General features: G+C 73.1%; 15 protein-coding genes. 2 read left to right on the top strand and 13 right to left on the bottom strand.

Translation table 11 applies throughout. From position 1 onward, the window contains the following. Positions 1–15: 15 nt before the first annotated feature. The gene (locus D9753_RS29630) at positions 16–702 is read left to right on the top strand and encodes a DUF5995 family protein (RefSeq protein WP_121789791.1); all 687 of its coding nucleotides are present in this window, start codon (positions 16–18) and stop codon (positions 700–702) included. A gap of 91 nt (positions 703–793) precedes the next feature. On the opposite strand, the gene D9753_RS29625 is transcribed toward D9753_RS29630, so the two are convergent. The 11 genes from D9753_RS29625 to fmt all read right to left on the bottom strand — a co-directional run bounded on the left by D9753_RS29625 (position 794) and on the right by fmt (position 13,182). Beyond that, positions 794–2,506 (bottom strand): flavin monoamine oxidase family protein, encoded by a 1,713-nt coding sequence (locus D9753_RS29625; RefSeq protein ID WP_121789790.1) that lies wholly within the window; start codon positions 2,504–2,506, stop codon positions 794–796. Positions 2,507–2,559: 53 nt separating this feature from the next. Next, positions 2,560–3,348 carry a carbon-nitrogen hydrolase family protein gene (locus D9753_RS29620; protein WP_121789789.1) on the bottom strand — a complete coding sequence of 263 codons (789 nt, stop codon included), beginning with the start codon at positions 3,346–3,348 and terminating at the stop codon, positions 2,560–2,562. 517 nt (positions 3,349–3,865) lie between these two features. After that, positions 3,866–4,318, bottom strand: coding sequence for an Lrp/AsnC family transcriptional regulator (locus D9753_RS29615; RefSeq protein ID WP_121789788.1), 453 nt, complete (start codon positions 4,316–4,318; stop codon positions 3,866–3,868). Positions 4,319–4,345: 27 nt separating this feature from the next. Next, a complete protein-coding gene (locus tag D9753_RS29610; protein ID WP_121789787.1) occupies positions 4,346–5,836 on the bottom strand; it encodes an amino acid permease in 1,491 nt (496 codons plus the stop codon). A gap of 506 nt (positions 5,837–6,342) precedes the next feature. Next, positions 6,343–7,785, bottom strand: a complete 1,443-nt coding sequence (locus D9753_RS29605) for a GuaB1 family IMP dehydrogenase-related protein (protein WP_163010824.1) — start codon at positions 7,783–7,785, stop codon at positions 6,343–6,345. 131 nt (positions 7,786–7,916) lie between these two features. Further along, positions 7,917–8,246: a barstar family protein gene (locus D9753_RS29600; RefSeq protein WP_121789785.1), complete on the bottom strand. Its 330-nt coding sequence runs from the start codon at positions 8,244–8,246 to the stop codon at positions 7,917–7,919. Beyond that, complete coding sequence (locus D9753_RS29595; RefSeq protein ID WP_205614431.1) at positions 8,243–8,677, bottom strand: ribonuclease domain-containing protein; 435 nt, start codon at positions 8,675–8,677, stop codon at positions 8,243–8,245. The genes D9753_RS29600 and D9753_RS29595 overlap by 4 nt, the downstream gene beginning before the upstream one ends. A gap of 64 nt (positions 8,678–8,741) precedes the next feature. Further along, positions 8,742–9,785, bottom strand: a complete 1,044-nt coding sequence (locus tag D9753_RS29590; RefSeq protein WP_121789784.1) for a sugar-binding transcriptional regulator — start codon at positions 9,783–9,785, stop codon at positions 8,742–8,744. Positions 9,786–9,875: 90 nt separating this feature from the next. Continuing rightward, positions 9,876–10,562, bottom strand: a complete 687-nt coding sequence (gene rpe / locus D9753_RS29585; protein ID WP_121789783.1) for a ribulose-phosphate 3-epimerase — start codon at positions 10,560–10,562, stop codon at positions 9,876–9,878. Between the two features lie 188 nt (positions 10,563–10,750). After that, positions 10,751–12,169, bottom strand: a complete 1,419-nt coding sequence (locus D9753_RS29580) for an RsmB/NOP family class I SAM-dependent RNA methyltransferase (RefSeq protein WP_121789782.1) — start codon at positions 12,167–12,169, stop codon at positions 10,751–10,753. Positions 12,170–12,249: 80 nt separating this feature from the next. Continuing rightward, positions 12,250–13,182, bottom strand: a complete 933-nt coding sequence (fmt, locus tag D9753_RS29575) for a methionyl-tRNA formyltransferase (RefSeq protein WP_121789781.1) — start codon at positions 13,180–13,182, stop codon at positions 12,250–12,252. A gap of 215 nt (positions 13,183–13,397) precedes the next feature. Between fmt and D9753_RS29570 the strand changes: the two genes are divergently transcribed. Further along, the gene (locus D9753_RS29570) at positions 13,398–13,931 is read left to right on the top strand and encodes a hypothetical protein (RefSeq protein ID WP_121789780.1); all 534 of its coding nucleotides are present in this window, start codon (positions 13,398–13,400) and stop codon (positions 13,929–13,931) included. A gap of 21 nt (positions 13,932–13,952) precedes the next feature. On the opposite strand, the gene D9753_RS29565 is transcribed toward D9753_RS29570, so the two are convergent. Next, the gene (locus tag D9753_RS29565; protein ID WP_121789779.1) at positions 13,953–16,100 is read right to left on the bottom strand and encodes a primosomal protein N'; all 2,148 of its coding nucleotides are present in this window, start codon (positions 16,098–16,100) and stop codon (positions 13,953–13,955) included. Between the two features lie 241 nt (positions 16,101–16,341). Further along, positions 16,342–17,550, bottom strand: a complete 1,209-nt coding sequence (gene metK / locus D9753_RS29560) for a methionine adenosyltransferase (RefSeq protein ID WP_121789778.1) — start codon at positions 17,548–17,550, stop codon at positions 16,342–16,344. Between the last annotated feature and the right edge of the window lie 230 nt (positions 17,551–17,780).

Genomic DNA, 17,780 nt, shown 5'->3' with positions numbered 1-17,780 from the left:
TGCGACGCTTCCTCCATGGCGCAGCTCGAGCACTTCACCACCCCCGTCGACGCCGTCGTCTCGCGGATGCGCGCGCTCGGCGCGGTCCTGCCCGAGGGGGACGGCGTCGGCGTGTTCAACCGGGTCTACCTCGCGGTCACCGAGGAGGTCGGCCGGTGTCTGGGCGCCGGGGGGTTCACGGACCCGTGCGCGGCGGCCACGCTGGGCGCGCGGTTCGCCGAGCGCTATCTGACGGCGGTGGACGCGGTCGCCGCGGGCCGCCGCGCGCCCGCCTGCTGGCGCCCGCTGTTCCAGCTCCGCCACCATCCCGGGGTACGGCCGCTGCAGTTCGCGCTGGCGGGGATCAACGCGCACATCGGGCATGACCTGGCGCTGGCCCTGGTGGACACGTGCCGCGCGCTCGACTGCGAACCCCTGGACCTGGAGGACGAGTTCGACCGCGTGGGCGATCTGCTCGTGTCCCTGGAGGAGCGCATCCGCGAGGATCTGATGCCGGGCCCCGACCTGCTCCAGATCGCCGACCCGCTCACCCATCTGCTGGGCTCCTGGAGCCTGGAGCGGGCCCGGGACGCCACCTGGACGGCGGCCCGCGCCCTGTGGGCGCTGCGTCACCGCGCCGACGTCGCCGAGGAGTTCGCCGAACGGCTGGACGCGGCGGTGGGCTTCGCGGGACGGATGCTGCTGACGCCGCTGACGGACTGAGCCGGGACGGACGTCGCCGCCGAGGTGTTCGACAAGGCGCGGGCGGCCGGAGTCCGAGTCCGGCCGCCCGCGCCCAGGTCACTGTTCCCGGTCAGTCCTCGGGAAGCTCCACGGGCGCGATCTCGTCGTAGACGTCACCCGGGCCCGGGTTGGTGGTGTCGGTGGTGCCGCCGAAGTGGCGCATGACGCCCCAGACCGCGTTCAGCGCGGTCTGGACGGCGCCCTCGGCCCAGCCGGCCGTCCAGGAGATGTCGTCGCCGGCGAGGAAGATGCCCCGCTTGTCCTCGGGCAGCCGGTCCTGCATGAAGTGGGTGAACAGGCGCCGCTGGTAGCGGTAGTGGCCGGGCAGGTTGGCCTTGAACGCACCCATGAAGTAGGGCTCGTTCTCCCAGGAGACGGTCACCGGGTTGCCGATGATGTGCTTCCGGATGTCGACGTTCGGGTAGATCTCGCCGAGCGACTTCAGCATGACCTCCATCCGCTCGTTCGCGGACAGCGGCAGCCACTTCAGGCTGTCGTCGCACCAGGTGTACGACAGGCAGATCACGGCGGGCTTGTCCGGGCCGTCGTCCAGCAGGTAGGTGCCGCGGGTCATGCGGTCGGTGAGCGTCATCGACATGACGTCCCGGCCGGTCGGATTCCCCTGGTCGTCGACGGCCTTGTCCAGCCAGAACGGCCGGTCCACCGGGACGAACAGCTTCGAGGACTCCATGTAGTGCGTGCGCTCGATCGCGGTCCAGTGGTCGATCGGGAAGAGCGAGTCGTCACAGGCGATCTTGGACAGCAGCATCCAGGACTGGGCGGTGAAGACGGCCGCCTGGTAGGTGCGGATGTCGCCGTTCGCGTCCGTCACGGTGATCTGGTTGCCCGCGGTGCGGTGCAGCCGGGTCACGGCCGGGCGCGGCTCGCCGTCCACGTGCAGGGACTTCAGCGAGGTGCCGTACGGCCAGTGGACGATCTTCTCGGGCTCGCGCTCCCACAGGCGCAGCGGTAGCTGCTGGGAGCCGCCGACGATGCCGCGGTGGTGGTCGTCGGCCTCCGTGTAGACGACGCGCAGGATCTCCAGGATGGAATTCGGGAAGTCGGTGTCCCAGCCGCCGGTGCCGAAGCCGACCTGGCCGAAGATCTCGCGGTGCCGGAAGGACTTGAAGGCGTCGGAGTCGCAGAGGAAGCCGTAGAACGTCTGGTTGTCGAGCTTCTCGACCAGCTTCGCCCAGATCTCACGGATGCGCGGCACGTCCCGCTCGCGCATGGCGCGGTTCATGTCGGAGAAGTCGGCGCCCTTCTCCAGGCACCTGCCCCAGGCCGCGGCGACGTCCCGGTACACCTGCGGCAGGTCGTCGATCGTCTCGGCGTAGTGCGACTCGCCCTTGAGGTCGACCACGGTCGAGGGGGTCGTCTCGGCCAGCGGGTTGGGGAAGGGGCGGGTCTCCAGACCGACCAGGTCGATGTAGTGCTGGAGCGCGGTGGAGGACGGCGGGAAGCGCATGGCGCCCATCTCCGCGGTCAGCGAGTCGTCGCAGCCCTCGAAGCCGACCGTGCGGAGCCGGCCGCCGATCTGGTCGGCCTCGTAGACGACGGGCTTGAGTCCCATCTTCATCAGCTCGTAGGCGGCGATGATGCCGGACAGGCCGCCGCCGATGACCGCGACCTCGGTGCCGTGCTCGGTGGCCGGTATCTGGCCGAGGCCCGCCGGATGGGCGAGGAAGTCGTCGTAGGCGTAGGGGAAGTCCGGGCCGAACATGGTGATCGGCGGCTGCTGCTCGTCGGTGTGCTCGACGGCGTTGGGCACCGTGGACGTCATGGGGTACGGACTCCTTGCGCGTGGTGAAACAGGGGGGAGGCTTGCGCGGCGGCTCAGACGAGGGACCCGTACAGACCGGGGCGGCGGTCCTGCAGGTACGGGTTGGCCTCGCGGGAGGCGGCCAGGAAGGCGGGGTCGGCGTCGGCGAGCACCAGCTGCTCGGCACGGCCGGCGCGGGCGCGGGCCACACCGTCGGGTCCGGCGAGGACGGACAGCCCGACGAACTCGAACTCCCCTTCCAGGCCGACCCGGTTGACGTACGCGACGTACATCTGGTTCTCGAAGGCGCGCACCGGGATCATCGACTCGGCGACGAACTGGTACGGGTGCATCTGCGCGGTCGGGACGAGGAGGAGGTCGGTGCCGGCCAGGGCGTGGGCGCGGACGTTCTCCGGGAACTCGACGTCGTAGCAGATGAGCAGGCCGACGGTCAGGCCGTTCAGCTCGGCCTGGACGACGTGTTGCTCGCCCGGCGTGAAGTGGTCGCGCTCGAAGCAGCCGAACAGATGGGTCTTGCGGTAGTTCGCGAGCCGGGTGCCGTCGGCCGAGATGAGCTGCGCCGAGTTGTAGACGGTTTCGCCGTCGCGCTCCGGGTAGCCGTAGGCGACGGCCAGGCCGTGCCGCGTCGCGATCTCCGCGATCGCGTCGGCGGAGTCGCCGTCGGCGGGCTCGGCGAGGCGGGGGATGTCGTCGCCGATCGCGTACCCGGTGAGGAACATCTCCGGCGTGGCCAGCAGCCCCGCGCCCGCGGCGGCGGCCCGGCCCGCGGCCTCGTCGAGGACCTTGAGGTTCTCGACGATCGAACCGGGGCGGCCGGAGCCTTGGAGCAGGGCGGTGCGCATGCGGGTTCCTCACCGGTACGGGGGGTTTGGGGGCCGATTAGACGGTACGGTCGGCGCGCTCGGCCGGACAAGCAGGAGCCGTTGCGCGCCGGTGCGCGGTTCGTTGCGTCGAGCCCGGGGCGGGCGGCGATTCGTTGCGCACCTCCACGGAACGCGCGTGCGGACCCCCGGCACGACCTGCGAAAAGAACCTCGCGAGGCGCGCTGCGGGGAGACTGCCGGGAAGCCACCGAGGGGAGACGGACGGGGCGCCACCGCAGGGCGGCGAACGGGACCCCACCGCGGCCTCCAGGCGTAGGGCGCCGCCTTGGCCTCCGCGAGGCGTGGACGTCGCCGCGGCCTCAGCGAGGCGTGGGGCGTCGGACGCGCGCTGTGCGGCCGGAACCGTACCGGCCCGGGTCGCGCGCGTGAGCGCGCGGGCCCGGGCCGGTTCTGCCGGTCGGTGGTGCGGGGCACGGGCGCCCGCTCGCCGCCGGAAGGCCGCGTCCCGTCCGGCCGCCGGACGGGACGCGCCGGGATCACCCCGGTGCGCCGGAGGAGAACCGTCGCAGCAGCGGCGACAGCACCAGCACCGACTTGGTGCGTTCCACGAAGGGCTCGCCGGCGATCCGCTCCAGCACGCGTTCGAAGTGGCGCATGTCGGAGGCGAACACCTGGGCGATCGCGTCCGCGTCACCGGTGACGGTCGACGCGGCCACGACCTCCTGGTAGCGCTCCAGACCCCGCTGGATGGTCTCCGGAGAGGTGTTGCTCCGGCAGTAGATCTCGATGTACCCCTCGGTCTCCCAGCCGAGCGCCGCCGGGTCCACCCGGACGGTGAATCCGGTGATGGCTCCGGTGGCGCGCAGCCGGTCCACGCGGCGTTTCACGGCGGGGGCCGACAGGCCGACCATCTGCCCGATGTCCGCGTAGGAGCGGCGGGCGTCCTCGGCGAGGGCGTGCACGATGCGTTCGTCGAGATCGTTCAGCACAGGGGGTGGTTCACTTCTTCGGTCCGGTCACTTCTCTGCCGTCACCGCGAGGTCCTCGTCGGTCGCGAGACGGGAACGGCGGTAGCCGTACAGGAAGTAGAACACGAGCCCGACAGCCATCCAGACACCGAACACGGTCCAGGTCACGGTGGACAGGCTGCCCATCATCCACACGCAGCAGATGAAGCCCAGCGCGGGCAGCACCCACGACAGCGGGACGCGGAACGTGCGCTTCATCTCCGGACGGGTGCGGCGCAGCACCACGACGGCGATGTTGACGAGAGCGAAGGCGAACAGCGTGCCGATGCTGGTGGCGTCGGCGAGCTGCCCCAGCGGGATGGCCGCGGCGAGGACGCCGCAGAAGAGGGCCACGATGACCGTGTTGGCGCGCGGCACCCCGGTCTTGTGGTGGACCCGGGCGAAGACCTTCGGCACCAGGCCGTCGCGGGACATCGCGAACAGGATGCGGGTCTGGCCGTAGAGCACGGTCAGGACGACGCTGGCGATGGCGATGACCGCGCAGAAGGCCAGCAGGGTGCCCCAGAAGCTCCGGCCGGTGACGTCCGTCATGATCTGGGCGAGCGCGGCCTCGGAGTTCTCGAAGGTCCGCCAGGGCTTCGCACCGATCGCGACGGCGGCGACCAGCACGTACAGGGCCGTGACGATGACCAGGGAGAGCATGATGGCGCGGGGCAGGTCGCGCTGGGCGTCCTTGGCCTCCTCGCCGGCGGTGGAGGCGGCGTCGAAGCCGATGTAGGAGAAGAACAGCGTGGCACCGGCGGCGCTGACGCCTCCCATGCCGAGCGGCATGAAGTGGGAGTAGTTGCCGGACTTGAAGCCCATGAGGCCGATCGCGCAGAACAGCACCAGCGCGGCGATCTTCACGCACACCATGACGGTGTTGGCGCGCGCGGACTCCTTGGCGCCGCCGAGCAGGAAGGTCATCGCGAGGAGCACGACGATCAGGGCGGGCAGGTTGAACACGCCGCCGTGGACGCCGGGCGGGTTGGCCAGGGCGTCGGGGATGGTGACGCCGAAGGTGCCGTCCAGCAGCTCGTTCAGGTACTCGCCCCAGCCGACGGCCACGGCGGCGACCGAGACGCCGTACTCCAGGAGCAGACACCAGCCGCACACCCAGGCGATCAGCTCGCCCATCGTTGCGTATGCGTACGAGTACGAGGATCCGGAGACCGGGATGGTGCCGGCCAGCTCCGCGTAGGACAGGGCCGAGAACAGCGCGGTGACACCGGCGATCACGAAGGAGAGGATGACGGCCGGCCCGGCCTTGGGGACGGCCTCGCCGAGGACGACGAAGATGCCGGTGCCGAGGGTGGCGCCAATGCTGATCATGGTCAGCTGCCACAGGCCGAGGGAGCGCCTCAGCCGGCCTCCCTCACCCTGGCCGCCCTCTGCGACCAGGCGTTCCACGGGCTTGCGGCGCATCAGGCGCGCGGCGACGCCCGGGGACGCGGGGGCGGCCGGCTTCTGGTTCTGCGGGGGTGCGCCTTGATCGAGCACGCGGTTGGCTCCTTATCGCTGCCGGGGATTGCGAGGCGGGCCGGCATGATCGCCGGCCCTCGTGGGTGGGGACCGGTGGGAGCCTGCGCGGGCAGGAACCGACCGAGCGGGGTCCCCCGCCACACCACGTCTAGCGCAGCACCCTACGAGGCGGGCCTTCACGGGCGTAATGCAGCAACCTTGCGCATCTCCGGATGATCATTGCGTCTATCGGCCGGGAGTGCCCATTCGTTGCGCACGCGTTGCCGAGCGTTGCACAGCCCCCTCACGGAGCGCCTTCCCCGTCCGGCCGGCCGCCGTACGGCCCGCGGCCGCTCGCCGGAGAAGTGGCCGCTCGCCGGAGGAGGAGCATCGGACCGGCGCGTTCCCGCTCGCCGCCCGCGCACCCCGCGCGGCGCCACCAGGGTCTCCAGCGAGGGCGCCCGCCGTCCGTGCCGACGGAACGCCGACGGCCCCCGTTCCTCCCGGGCGCGGGAACAAGGGGGGCCGTCGGGACGGAGGCGGGGTCAGTTCCAGCTTGCGTGCAGCGGCTTGCCCTCGGTGTAGCCGGCCGCGCTCTGGATGCCGATGATGGCCTTCTCGGCGAACTCGTCCAGGGAGGCGGCGCCGGCGTAGGTGCAGGAGGAGCGGACGCCCGCGATGATCGAGTCGATCAGGTCCTCGACGCCCGGGCGGGCCGGGTCGAGGAACATGCGGGAGGTGGAGATGCCCTCCTCGAACAGCGCCTTGCGGGCCCGGTCGTACGCCGACTCCTCGGACGTGCGGTTGAGCACCGCGCGCGCGGAGGCCATGCCGAACGACTCCTTGTACAGGCGGCCGTCGGCGTCCTGCTGGAGGTCGCCCGGGGACTCGTAGGTACCGGCGAACCATGAGCCGACCATCACGTTGGACGCGCCGGCCGCGAGTGCCATCGCGACGTCGCGCGGGTGGCGGACACCGCCGTCGGCCCAGACGTGCTTGCCGTACTTCTTCGCCTCGGCGGCGCATTCGAGGACCGCGGAGAACTGCGGCCGGCCCACGCCGGTCATCATGCGGGTGGTGCACATGGCGCCGGGGCCGACACCGACCTTGATGATGTCCGCGCCCGCGTCGATCAGGTCCTTGACACCCTCGGCGGAGACGATGTTGCCGGCGACGATCGGCACCCGCGGGTCGAGCGCGCGCACCACCTGGACGGCGCTGATCATCGACTCCTGGTGGCCGTGCGCGGTGTCGATGACGAGCGTGTCCACGCCCGCGTCGAGCAGTTGCTTGGCCTTGCCCGCCACATCGCCGTTGATGCCGACGGCGGCGGCGATCCGCAGCCTGCCGTTCGCGTCCACGGCGGGGGTGTACAGGGTGGCGCGCAGGGCGCCCTTGCGGGTGAGGATGCCGGCGAGCCTGCCGTCGGCGTCCACGGCCGGGGCGTAGCGGCGGTTGGCCGCGTCCAGCCGGTTGAAGGCCTCCCGCGGGTCGATGTCCGCGTCGAGGAGCAGCAGGTCCTTGGACATGACCACTTCGAGCTGGGTGAAGCGGTCGACGCCGGACAGGTCCGTGTCGGTGACGACACCGACGGGCCGGTGGTTCTCGTCCACGACGACACCGGCGTTGTGCGCGCGCTTGGACAGCAGCGACAGGGCGTCGGCGACGGTCTGGTGCGGGGCCAGCACGATCGGGGTGTCGAGCACCAGGTGGCGGCTCTTCACCCAGGAGACGACCTCGGTGACGACGTCGATGGGGATGTCCTGCGGGATGACCACCAGGCCGCCCCGGCGGGCGATCGTCTCGGCCATGCGGCGGCCGGCTATGGCGGTCATGTTGGCGACGACGAGCGGGATGGTGGTGCCCGTGCCGTCCGGCGAAGCGAGGTCCACACCCTGACGCGAGCCCACCGCGGAGCGGCTCGGCACCATGAACACGTCGTCGTACGTCAGGTCGTACGCGGGCTGGATGTCATTGAGGAAACGCACGTGCTGCACATCCCAGTCGATCAGAGGTGGCCCCCGGACAGGTGTGCCAGGGGGAAAGAGCACGTACTTCATTCTCCCATGACGCCACCCCTGTGCTGCCCTCACAGAACGTCCAGGCCGGCCGCGGCAGCCTAGGAGGATCCTCCAAGCGCGAGCACGACGGTGAGCGCGGGCGCCTCGTCGGCCGCGTCGGCGAACACGTCCAGCGCGGTCCGCCACGCGTCCGGATCCGACTCGGCGTACGGCCGCCAGCCCCGTACGACGATCAGCAGGCCCTGATCGACAGCGGCCTCGGGCCACACGCCGGCGTCGGCGAGGGAGTCGGCCAGCGCGTCCCAGTTCCGGCCGAACCAGTCGGGCAGGTCCAGGGCCCGGGCGACGCGGTCCATCAGGCCCGCCTTGTCCGTGACGCCGTCCAGGTCCAGGGTGACCCGGTACCGGCCGCGCAGGTCTTCCGTCATCTCAGCACCGCCCGGAACGACTTGTAGTGATCATCGGTGTAGTACGTCTCCCCGTCCTGCCCGGTGACGACGCGCCGGGCCCCGCGGTCGCGCGAGCCGGGCGTGCGCACGGTGTACTCGTGGTAGTGACCGCGCCGCTGCCGCGGCAGCCGCCCCTCGACGTTCCCGAAGACGACTCCGTCCCTGGCGTACGGGAAGGGGCCGCCCCGGTCGATGAGGGCGAGGGTCCGGCGGGCCTCGGCGGGCAGCCGGGACTCGCGGACCGTGGCCATGCCCGCGGCCCAGGCCGGGGCGGACGCCCCCGGTGCCGACGGAGCCGTCGTGGCGTCCTCGGGGGGCGCGCAGCCCGTCAGCAGCACCGAGAGGCAGACGAGCAGTCCCGTCAGCGCGACGAGCAGCCCCGTCGGCGCACGGGGGACGAGCCGCGGCAGCGTGCCGGCGAGGCCGCCGCCGTCCCGCCGCGTCGGGACGGCGACCCGCTGCCGGGGCCCGCCGTCAGTGCCCGTCGGGGTCGGCACGGTTCAGTGCGGACTTCGGCGTGGGTCCCGCGGTCATCAGGTAGTCGGCGGCGGACGTGTCCGTCACCAGGCTGGTGACCAGCCCGGAGCGGAGCACCGCGTCGATCGCCGCCGCCTTGCGCTGCCCGCCCGCGATCGCCACGACCTCCGGGACGCGGCGCAACTGGTCGGCCTTGACCGTGATGCACCGCTCCCCCAGATCCCGCCCGATCCGGCGCCCGTCGGCGTCGAAGAGGTGCGCGGACATCTCGGCGGCGACACCGAGCGAGGCGTAGTGCGCGCGCTCCTCGTCGCTGAGCATGTCGTGCACGGTCGAGATGCCCGGCTCCCACGAGCCGATGGAGACGCAGGCGACCGTGACCTTGTCGAAGTACTCGAAGGCCCGCGCGATCCCCGTCTGGTGGCGCAGCGCCACCGCGGTGGCCGCGTCCGGCAGCAGCATCGGCGCGTAGATGGGGTGCGCGTCACCGCCCGACACCTGGGCGGCCCGGCGGACAGCCTCCACCGAACCGCGCTCGGCGGTCCCGGCGTCGTACACGCCCGTTAGCTGCACCACCGTGCACGGCGGCAGCCGGTCGAGCGCGGCGGCCATGTTGATGGTGGACCGGCCCCACGCCAGACCGAGCACGTCCCCCTCGTTGACGAGTTCGCCGAGCAGGTCGGCGGCCACCTCCCCGAGGTTCTCCGGGTCGGGCGTCTCCTCGGCGTCGGCCGGGGACTCGACCACGACGGCGTGCCTGAGGCCGTAGCGGGCGCGGAGCGCGTCGGAGCGCTCGGCGTCCAGTTCGGCCGGCACCCGGATCTCGATGCGCACGAGATCCCGTTCGAGAGCCGTCTCCAGGACCCGGGCCACCTTGAAGCGGCTGACGCCGAACTCCTCCGCGATCTGGATCTTGGACTTGCCCTCGAGGTAGAAGCGGCGGGCCATGGCCGCCGCCTGCACCAGCTCAGCGGGTCCCATCCGCATGGCTGACCGGCCCGCCGACATACCCGACACGGCGATCTCCTCACTGCTGTTCACACTCTGGATTCGCCGTTCATCCTTGCAGATCCGGCGCTGCTGATCCGCCCTGATGGGCGCCGTTCATTCAAGCGTTCACTTCGCTGTGGCTCAGTGGTCGCATGCCCAGGACGCAGGGGCGGTGGCCGTCTCCGCCTGCGTGCGCAGGGCCTGTACGGCCGCTGCCGGGTCCTCGGCCCCGTAGACGGCGGAGCCGGCGACGAACACGTCCGCTCCCGCGTCCGCGCACCGCTCGATCGTGGCGGCCGAGACCCCGCCGTCGACCTGGAGCCACAGCTCCAGACCGTGCTTGCCGATCAGCTCACGGGTGCGGCGGATCTTCGGCAGCATGATGTCGAGGAACGACTGGCCGCCGAAGCCGGGCTCGACCGTCATGATCAGGAGCATGTCGAGTTCCGGGAGCAGGTCCTCGTACGGCTCGATCGGCGTGGCGGGCTTGAGCGCCATGGACGCGCGGGCGCCCTTGGCCCGGATCTCCCGGGCGAGCCGCACGGGGGCGGCGGCGGCCTCCACGTGGAAGGTGACCGAGGAGGCGCCCGCCTCGACGTACCGAGGCGCCCAGCGGTCGGGGTCCTCGATCATCAGGTGGCAGTCCAGCGGGGTGTCCGTCGCACGGGCCAGGGACTCCACGACCGGCACACCGAGCGTCAGATTCGGGACGAAGTGGTTGTCCATGACGTCGACATGGAGCCAGTCGGCGCCTTGCACCGCCTTGGCCTCCTCCGCGAGGCGGGCGAAGTCGGCGGAAAGAATGCTGGGATTGATCTGCACGGCCATGCCCCAAGCCTGCCATGCCCGGGGCACTGATGTTCCCCACTGTCCACAGGCAGGTTCGCTCATCGTACTGGTACGACGATATGTGACTGCCTGTGGACATCACCGGACGCAGCGGCACCGCCGGCCGGTAGGGCGGACCGGCAGGTGGACGGGTTCGGTCGGCAGGCGGAGTCCGCGGGTGCGCCGGATCAGCCGGTGCGCCGGATCAGGGCCAGGTACATCGCGTCGGTGCCGTGCAGATGCGGCCAGAGCTGCACGTCAGGTCCCTCGCCGAGCGAGGGGAGGTCGGGCAGCAGCGGCCGGGCGTCGATCAGCTCGGTCTCCGGCCGTTGCTTGAGGACGTCGGCCACGACCGCCCGGGTCTCCGCGAGGTGCGGGGAACAGGTGGCGTAGCCGACGACGCCGCCGACGCGGACCGAGTCGAGCGCCGTACGCAGCAGCCCGCGCTGGAGCGGCGCGAAGCTGTCCAGGTCCTCGGGGCGCCGGCGCCAGCGGGCCTCCGGGCGCCGGCGCAGCGCGCCCAGCCCGGTGCACGGCACGTCCACCAGCACCCGGTCGAAGGAGCCCAGCCGCCACGGCGGCCGGGTGCCGTCGGCGGTGAGGACCTGGTAGGGCCCGGGGTTGCCGTGCAGCGCCCGGGCCACGAGACCCGCCCGGTGCGGCTGCTTCTCCGAGGCGAGCAGCGTGGCCCCGCGCTCGGCGGCGAGCGCGGCCAGCAGCGCGGCCTTGCCGCCGGGCCCGGCACATCCGTCGAGCCACCGCGCGTCGGATCCGTCGAGCGGGGCGTTGGCCAGTGCGAGGGCGACCAGCTGGCTGCCCTCGTCCTGCACGCCGGCCCGCCCCTCGCGCACGGCCTCGACCGCGCCCGGCTCGCCGCCCTCGGCGAGTCGCACGGCGTACGGGGACCAGCGTCCGGGTTCGGCGGCGTCCTCCCGCAGCAGTTCCCCGGTGGTCGCGCGCCCGGGGCGCGCGACGAGCGTCACCTCGGGCCGCTCGTTGTCGGCGGCCAGCAGCTCCTCGATGCCGGCCCGGCCGCCGCCGAGGGAGTCCCACAGCGCGGAGACGACCCAGCGGGGGTGCGAGTGCACGACGGCGAGGTGGTCCTCGGGATCGTCGTCGTACGGCGGCGCGACCTTCTCGATCCACCCCTGGAGGTCGTCCTGTGCGATCTTGCGGAGCACGGCGTTGACGAACTTGGCGCGCCCGTCCCCGAGCACCACCCGGGCCAGTTCCACGGAGGCGGAGACCGCGGCGTGCGTCGGGATCCGCGTGCCGAGCAGTTGGTGCGCGCCCAGGCTGAGGACGTCGAGCACCGGCGGGTCGACCTCGCGCAGCGGCCGGTCGACGCAGGCGGCGATGACGGCGTCGTACGTGCCCTGCCGGCGCAGTGTGCCGTACACCAGCTCGGTGGCCAGGGCGGCGTCCCGGGCGTCGAAGTCGCCCTTGTCGCGCGCCTTCCTCAGCAGCGGGGGCAGCACGAGGTTGGCGTACGCGTCCCGCTCGTCCACCGCGCGCAGCGCCTCGAAGGCCAGGATGCGGACGGGGTCCTTCTGGGGACGGCGGTAGGGTTTGGCGGGCCCACGGGGCCGCCGGGACTGCTCGCTCACGAAAAAGGTGCTCCGGATGTGATGAAGGGGATGCGGGTCCCAGCCTACGTCGGCGTGTCGCCGCCGCCGTCGTCCGGGCGTCAGCCGCCGAGCGTCTCGCCCTCCGCGATGCGCGTCCCGCGCGCCCAGTCGGCCGCCCGCATCGGCTTCTTGCCCTGGGCCTGCACCCACAGCAGCTCGACGGCGTACGAACCGGTGCCCACGTGCACGCTGTTCTTGCCCGCCGCGAGCCGGCCCGGCGCGAGGTCCGTCCGCTCGGGCACGGGCGTGACGTGGACGAGCTTGAGCCGCTCGCCCCGGAAGGTGGTCCAGGCGCCGGGCGCCGGGGTGCAGCCGCGCACGACCCGGTCGACACGCAGCGCCGGCGCCGCCCAGTCCACCTGGGCGTCCTCGACGGTGATCTTCGGCGCGACGGTGATGCCCTCGGCGGGCTGCGGTACGGCCTTCAGGGAGCCGTCCTCGACGCCGTCCATGGTCGCGGCCAGCAGCCCGGCGCCCGCGAAGGCGAGCCGGGTGAGCAGGTCACCGCTGGTGTCGGTGGGGCGGATCTCCTCGGTCACGGTGCCGTAGACGGGCCCGGAGTCGAGTCCCTCCTCGATGAGGAAGGTGGAGGCCCCGGTGATCTCGTCGCCCGCCATGACGGCGTGCTGCACCGGCGCCGCCCCGCGCCAGGCGGGCAGCAGCGAGAAGTGCAGGTTCACCCAGCCGTGGGCCGGGATGTCCAGGGCGACCTTCGGCAGCAGGGCGCCGTAGGCGACGACCGGGCAGCAGTCCGGCGCGATCTCCCTCAGCCGCTCCAGGAATTCCGGGTCGCGGGGCTTGAGGGGCTTGAGCACCTCGATCCCGGCCTCCTCCGCCCGCTCGGCCACGGGCGACGCGACCAGCCTGCGTCCGCGTCCGGCCGGCGCGTCCGGCCGCGTGACGACGGCGGCCACCTCGTGTCGCCCGGAGGCGAGCAGAGCGTCCAGGGCGGGAACGGCGACCGCGGGGGTACCGGCGAAGACGAGCTTCATGGGCGGGATCGGGCCTCTCGGGCGGGGGTCGGACGGGCAGCGCACCAGTCTATGACCACGGGCGGCGCGCGGGCGGGTGAGCGGCGTACGCGGATGCCCGCGCGCCCCCAGCCCGTGACCAGCGGAGCGTCAGCGCGTTGGTCAAGACAGAGTTGACCACATCGGGCCCCTTCGGCGGCCCGGTTCCTTTCAACGCCGGTTCGAGAGGCTTGTTCATGGCCGACCATGCAACCCACGACGCCCAGGCCCGGGCCAGCCTGCACTTGCTGGTGCGGGACATCGAGCGGGTCCGCCGGCAGGTGGACGCGCTGCGCACGCTCACCGCCCAGCTAGGCAACGTCTACCGCCCGCGCCGCTCCGGCCCCTCCACGGGCTTCGTCGTCTACGGCCGGGCCCCCGCCCCGACCGTGCGCCTCGCCCAGGAGCTGCGGGACAGTGTCGAGACGCTGGTGACGGCCGCCGTGGACTTCGACCGTTCACTGGGCTTCTCGTGGGACGCGGTGGGCTCCGCGCTCGGGGTCACCAAGCAGGCCGTGCACCGCCGCTACGGCGCCCGTCGCGCCGCGGCCCAGGCGGCTGCCGAGGCCGACCGGGCGACGGAACCGGCCGGCACCCGCACGCTCAACGCGAGCGCGGGACTGCCGACGGTGCCGGCGGCCCGCTCCATGCCGACCCAGCCGACCGCGGGCAGCCCGGTGCTCCGCGACGAGGCCCGTCCCACGGCCTTCCCCGGCCCGCGCAACGGCTGACGGGCGACGGCCCCACGCCCGTCAGCCGATGTCGGGCGGATCGATCCGTACCCGCACCGGCTCCTCGCTCCCCCGGGCCGTGCGAGCGGCCTGCGCGGTCTTCAGGGCGGTGGCCAGCGCGGCGCCGCTGCCCGGTGGCACGCGGACGAGCGCCCGCTCCCAGTGCTCACCGGGCGGCGGCCCCCCGGACCTGCGGGGCCGGCCGGGCGGCGCGGGCGGCAGCGGTACCGGCCCCAGCACCTCGGCGTCCGGCGGCAGTTCGGCCGCTCCCAGGAAATCGGCGACGGCCGCGGGCGTCCCGGACACGGCCGCCATCCGGGACACCGGCGGGAACCCCAGCTCGGCCCGCTCGGCCAGCTCCCGCACGGCGTGCCCGACGGGGTCCCAGCGCACGAGGGCCTGTACGGGGCGCAGGGTCGGCTCGGCCACCACGACCACCGTGCCCCCCTCGGCCTGGGGCCGCACCAGCGCGCCGGCCGCGATCCACCGGCGCAGCGCGTCCTCACCGGCCCGCAGGTCGGGCCGTACGAGCATGGCCCAGCCGTCCAGCAGCAGGGCCGCCGCGTAACCGCCCTCGGCGACCGGTTCGGCGCCGGGTGTGCTGACCACCAGCGCGGGCGTGCCGGGCACCGTGTCCAGCACATGCTCACGTCCCGAGGTGCGCACCGGTACGGCGGGGAAGGCCCGCCCCAGTTCCTCCGCGGTGCGCCGCGCGCCCACGACCTGGGCGCGGAGCCGGAAGCCGCCGCACTCCTGGCAGTGCCAGGAGCTCTCCTCGCGCCCGCACCAGTCGCATCGCAGGACGCCCCCGTCCTGCCCCTGGAGCGGTCCGGAGCAGTGCCGGCACCGGGCGGGCGCCCGGCACCGGTCGCAGGCCATCCGGGGCGCGTACCCCCGCCGGGGCACCTGCACGAGCACCGGCCCGTGCCGCAGCCCCTCGCGGGCCGCCTGCCAGGCCAGGGTGGGCAGCCGGGCGGCGCGGGCGGCCTCGTCGCGCGCGAGGTCGCCGTCACCGACCGTCCGGACCAGCGGGGCGGCGCGCCGCACCTGCTCCCGCCCGGCGGCCAGCGGCCGGGCCCAGCCGCTCTCGACGAGCTGGGCGGCCTCCACGGTGCAGCTCCAGCTCCCCAGCAGGAAGGCGCACCCGTCGAGGGCGGCGCGCAGGAGCAGGACGTCCCGGGTGTGCGGCTGCGGGGCGTGCTGCTCGCTGTGGCTGTCGTCCCCGTCGTCCCAGACGGCGACGAGGCCCAGGTCCCGCACGGGCGCGAACATCGCGGCCCGGGTGCCGACGACGGCACGTACGGATCCCCGCCGCACCGCCAGCCACTGCGCGTACCGCTTCTCCGGTCCGGCGTCGGCGGTGAGCAGCGCGTGCCGGCCGGTGCCGAGCAGCTCGGTCAGCGCGGCGTCCACGCGGGCGGCGGCCCGCCCGTCGGGTACGACGACGAGGGCACCGCGTCCCGAGGCCAGCGTGGCGGCGACGGCCCTGGCCAGTTCCTCGCTCCACAGCGGCCCCGGAAGCGCGTTCCACACGGCCCGGGGCGCCCCGCCCGAGGCCAGCGCGCCGAGGAACGCGCCCCCGTGTTCGTACCGCTCCCAGGAGCCGGTGTCCGGGGCCCGCGGCGGCGGCAGCGGTGCCGGGGAGGACCGCTGCTCGGCGCGCGCGTTGCGCGGCGGCACGGCGAGCTGGAGCACATCGGCGAGGCTTCCCGCGTAGCGGTCGGCGACGGCCCGCGCCAGCCCCAGCAGCTCCTCGCCGAGCACGGGCTCCGGTGACACGACCTGGGCGAGGGCAGCTAGGGGGCCGGAGTAGTCGGACTCGGCCCGCCGCTCGACGAGGAAGCCGTCGACGAGCCCGCCGCCCTCCCGGCGCCCCTCGCGCACCCGGTGCCGCCCGGCCCCGAACCGCACCCGCACGCGCACCCCGGGCTGCGCCTGCGCGTCCAGGTCGGCGGGCACGGCGTAGTCGAAGTACCGGTCGAGGTGCAGCACTCCCTTGTCGACCAGCACGCGGGCGACGGGCAGCCGCTCGGCGAGCGCGGCTCCCCGCCAGGTCCGCGGCTTGGCCCGCGGCACCTTCGCCTTCCGCACGCTCTCCCGGATGAGCGCGAGCTGCTCCGGCGGCGCCCCTTCGGCCCCGCCGTCCCCCGGCCCGTTCTCGCTGCTCACGCTTGCATTCTTACCAAACGCCACTGACAACGCCGCCCGGACCCGACCACCAGGGCCTGTCCACCGGGCCCGGCGTCCCGCCCGCACCCGTCCCACCGCCCCGCCACGCCCGCCCCACGCCCGGGCCGCCGCCCCGCGTCCGGGCCCCGCCCCGCGCCGGTCCCCGCGACCCGTCCGCGCGCACGCCGAGGCCCGGCCCCCCGCGCAGGGGAGCCGGGCCTCGGTGAGCGGTATCGCGGGGTTACAGGCCCGCGGCGGCGCGCAGGGCGTCCACGCGGTCCGTGCGCTCCCAGGTGAAGTCGGGCAGCTCGCGGCCGAAGTGGCCGTAGGCAGCGGTCTGGGAGTAGATCGGGCGCAGCAGGTCGAGGTCGCGGATGATCGCGGCCGGGCGGAGGTCGAAGACCTCGTCGATCGCCTTCTCGATCTTCTCGGTCTCGATCGTGTTGGTGCCGAAGGTCTCGACGAAGAGACCGACGGGCTCGGCCTTGCCGATCGCGTAGGCGACCTGGACCTCGCAGCGGGAGGCCAGGCCGGCCGCCACGACGTTCTTGGCGACCCAGCGCATGGCGTAGGCGGCCGAGCGGTCCACCTTGGACGGGTCCTTGCCGGAGAAGGCGCCGCCACCGTGGCGGGCCATGCCGCCGTAGGTGTCGATGATGATCTTGCGGCCGGTGAGGCCGGCGTCGCCCATCGGGCCGCCGATCTCGAAGCGGCCGGTGGGGTTGACCAGCAGGCGGTAGCCCTCGGTGTCCAGCTTGATGCCCTCGTCCAGGAGCGCCTTCAGCTCCGGCTCCACGACGAACTCGCGGATGTCGGGGGCGAGCAGCGACTCCAGGTCGATGTCGGAGGCGTGCTGGGAGGAGACGACCACCGTGTCGAGGCGGACGGCCTTGTCGCCGTCGTACTCGATGGTGACCTGCGTCTTGCCGTCGGGGCGCAGGTAGGGGATGGTCCCGTTCTTGCGGACGTCCGACAGGCGCTTGGACAGGCGGTGCGCCAGGAAGATCGGGAGCGGCATCAGGGTCGGCGTCTCGTCGGACGCGTAGCCGAACATCAGGCCCTGGTCGCCCGCGCCCTGCCGGTCCAGCTCGTCCTCGTCACCCTCGACCCGGGCCTCGTAGGCCGCGTCGACGCCCTGCGCGATGTCCGGGGACTGCGCGCCGATGGACACCGAGACACCGCAGGAGGCGCCGTCGAAGCCCTTCTTGGAGGAGTCGTAGCCGATGTCCAGGATCTTGCCGCGGACGAGGGTCGCGATGTCCGCGTAGGCCTTGGTCGTCACCTCGCCGGCCACATGGACCAGGCCGGTGGTGATCAGCGTCTCGACGGCGACCCGGGAGGTCGGGTCCTCGCGCAGAAGCGCGTCGAGAATGGTGTCGCTGATCTGGTCAGCGATCTTGTCGGGGTGACCCTCGGTCACGGACTCCGAGGTGAACAGGCGACGGGACACAACGCTCCCTGTGGTTGCAGCGGCTGCTGGCTGATCATTTGCGGTCGACACAGGGCTGCGCCCGGTCGACCGTGAACAGTTTATCGGTCGCACTCGGCCGACGGGCCACCATCTCGTTTCTCGGAGGCGTTGTGACCTGCGGCACAGGCATTCTGCACAATCGCGGCCGGTGTGACCAGAGCCGCCACACCCGGCTCGAGCGCCCCGACACGCGCCGTTCACCCGGGCGG

The sequence above is a fragment of the Streptomyces dangxiongensis genome, from assembly GCF_003675325.1.
Lineage (GTDB): Bacteria > Actinomycetota > Actinomycetes > Streptomycetales > Streptomycetaceae > Streptomyces > Streptomyces dangxiongensis.
The sequence above is the reverse complement of the archived record's forward strand: the minus strand, read 5'-3'. Positions and strand labels throughout refer to the sequence as shown.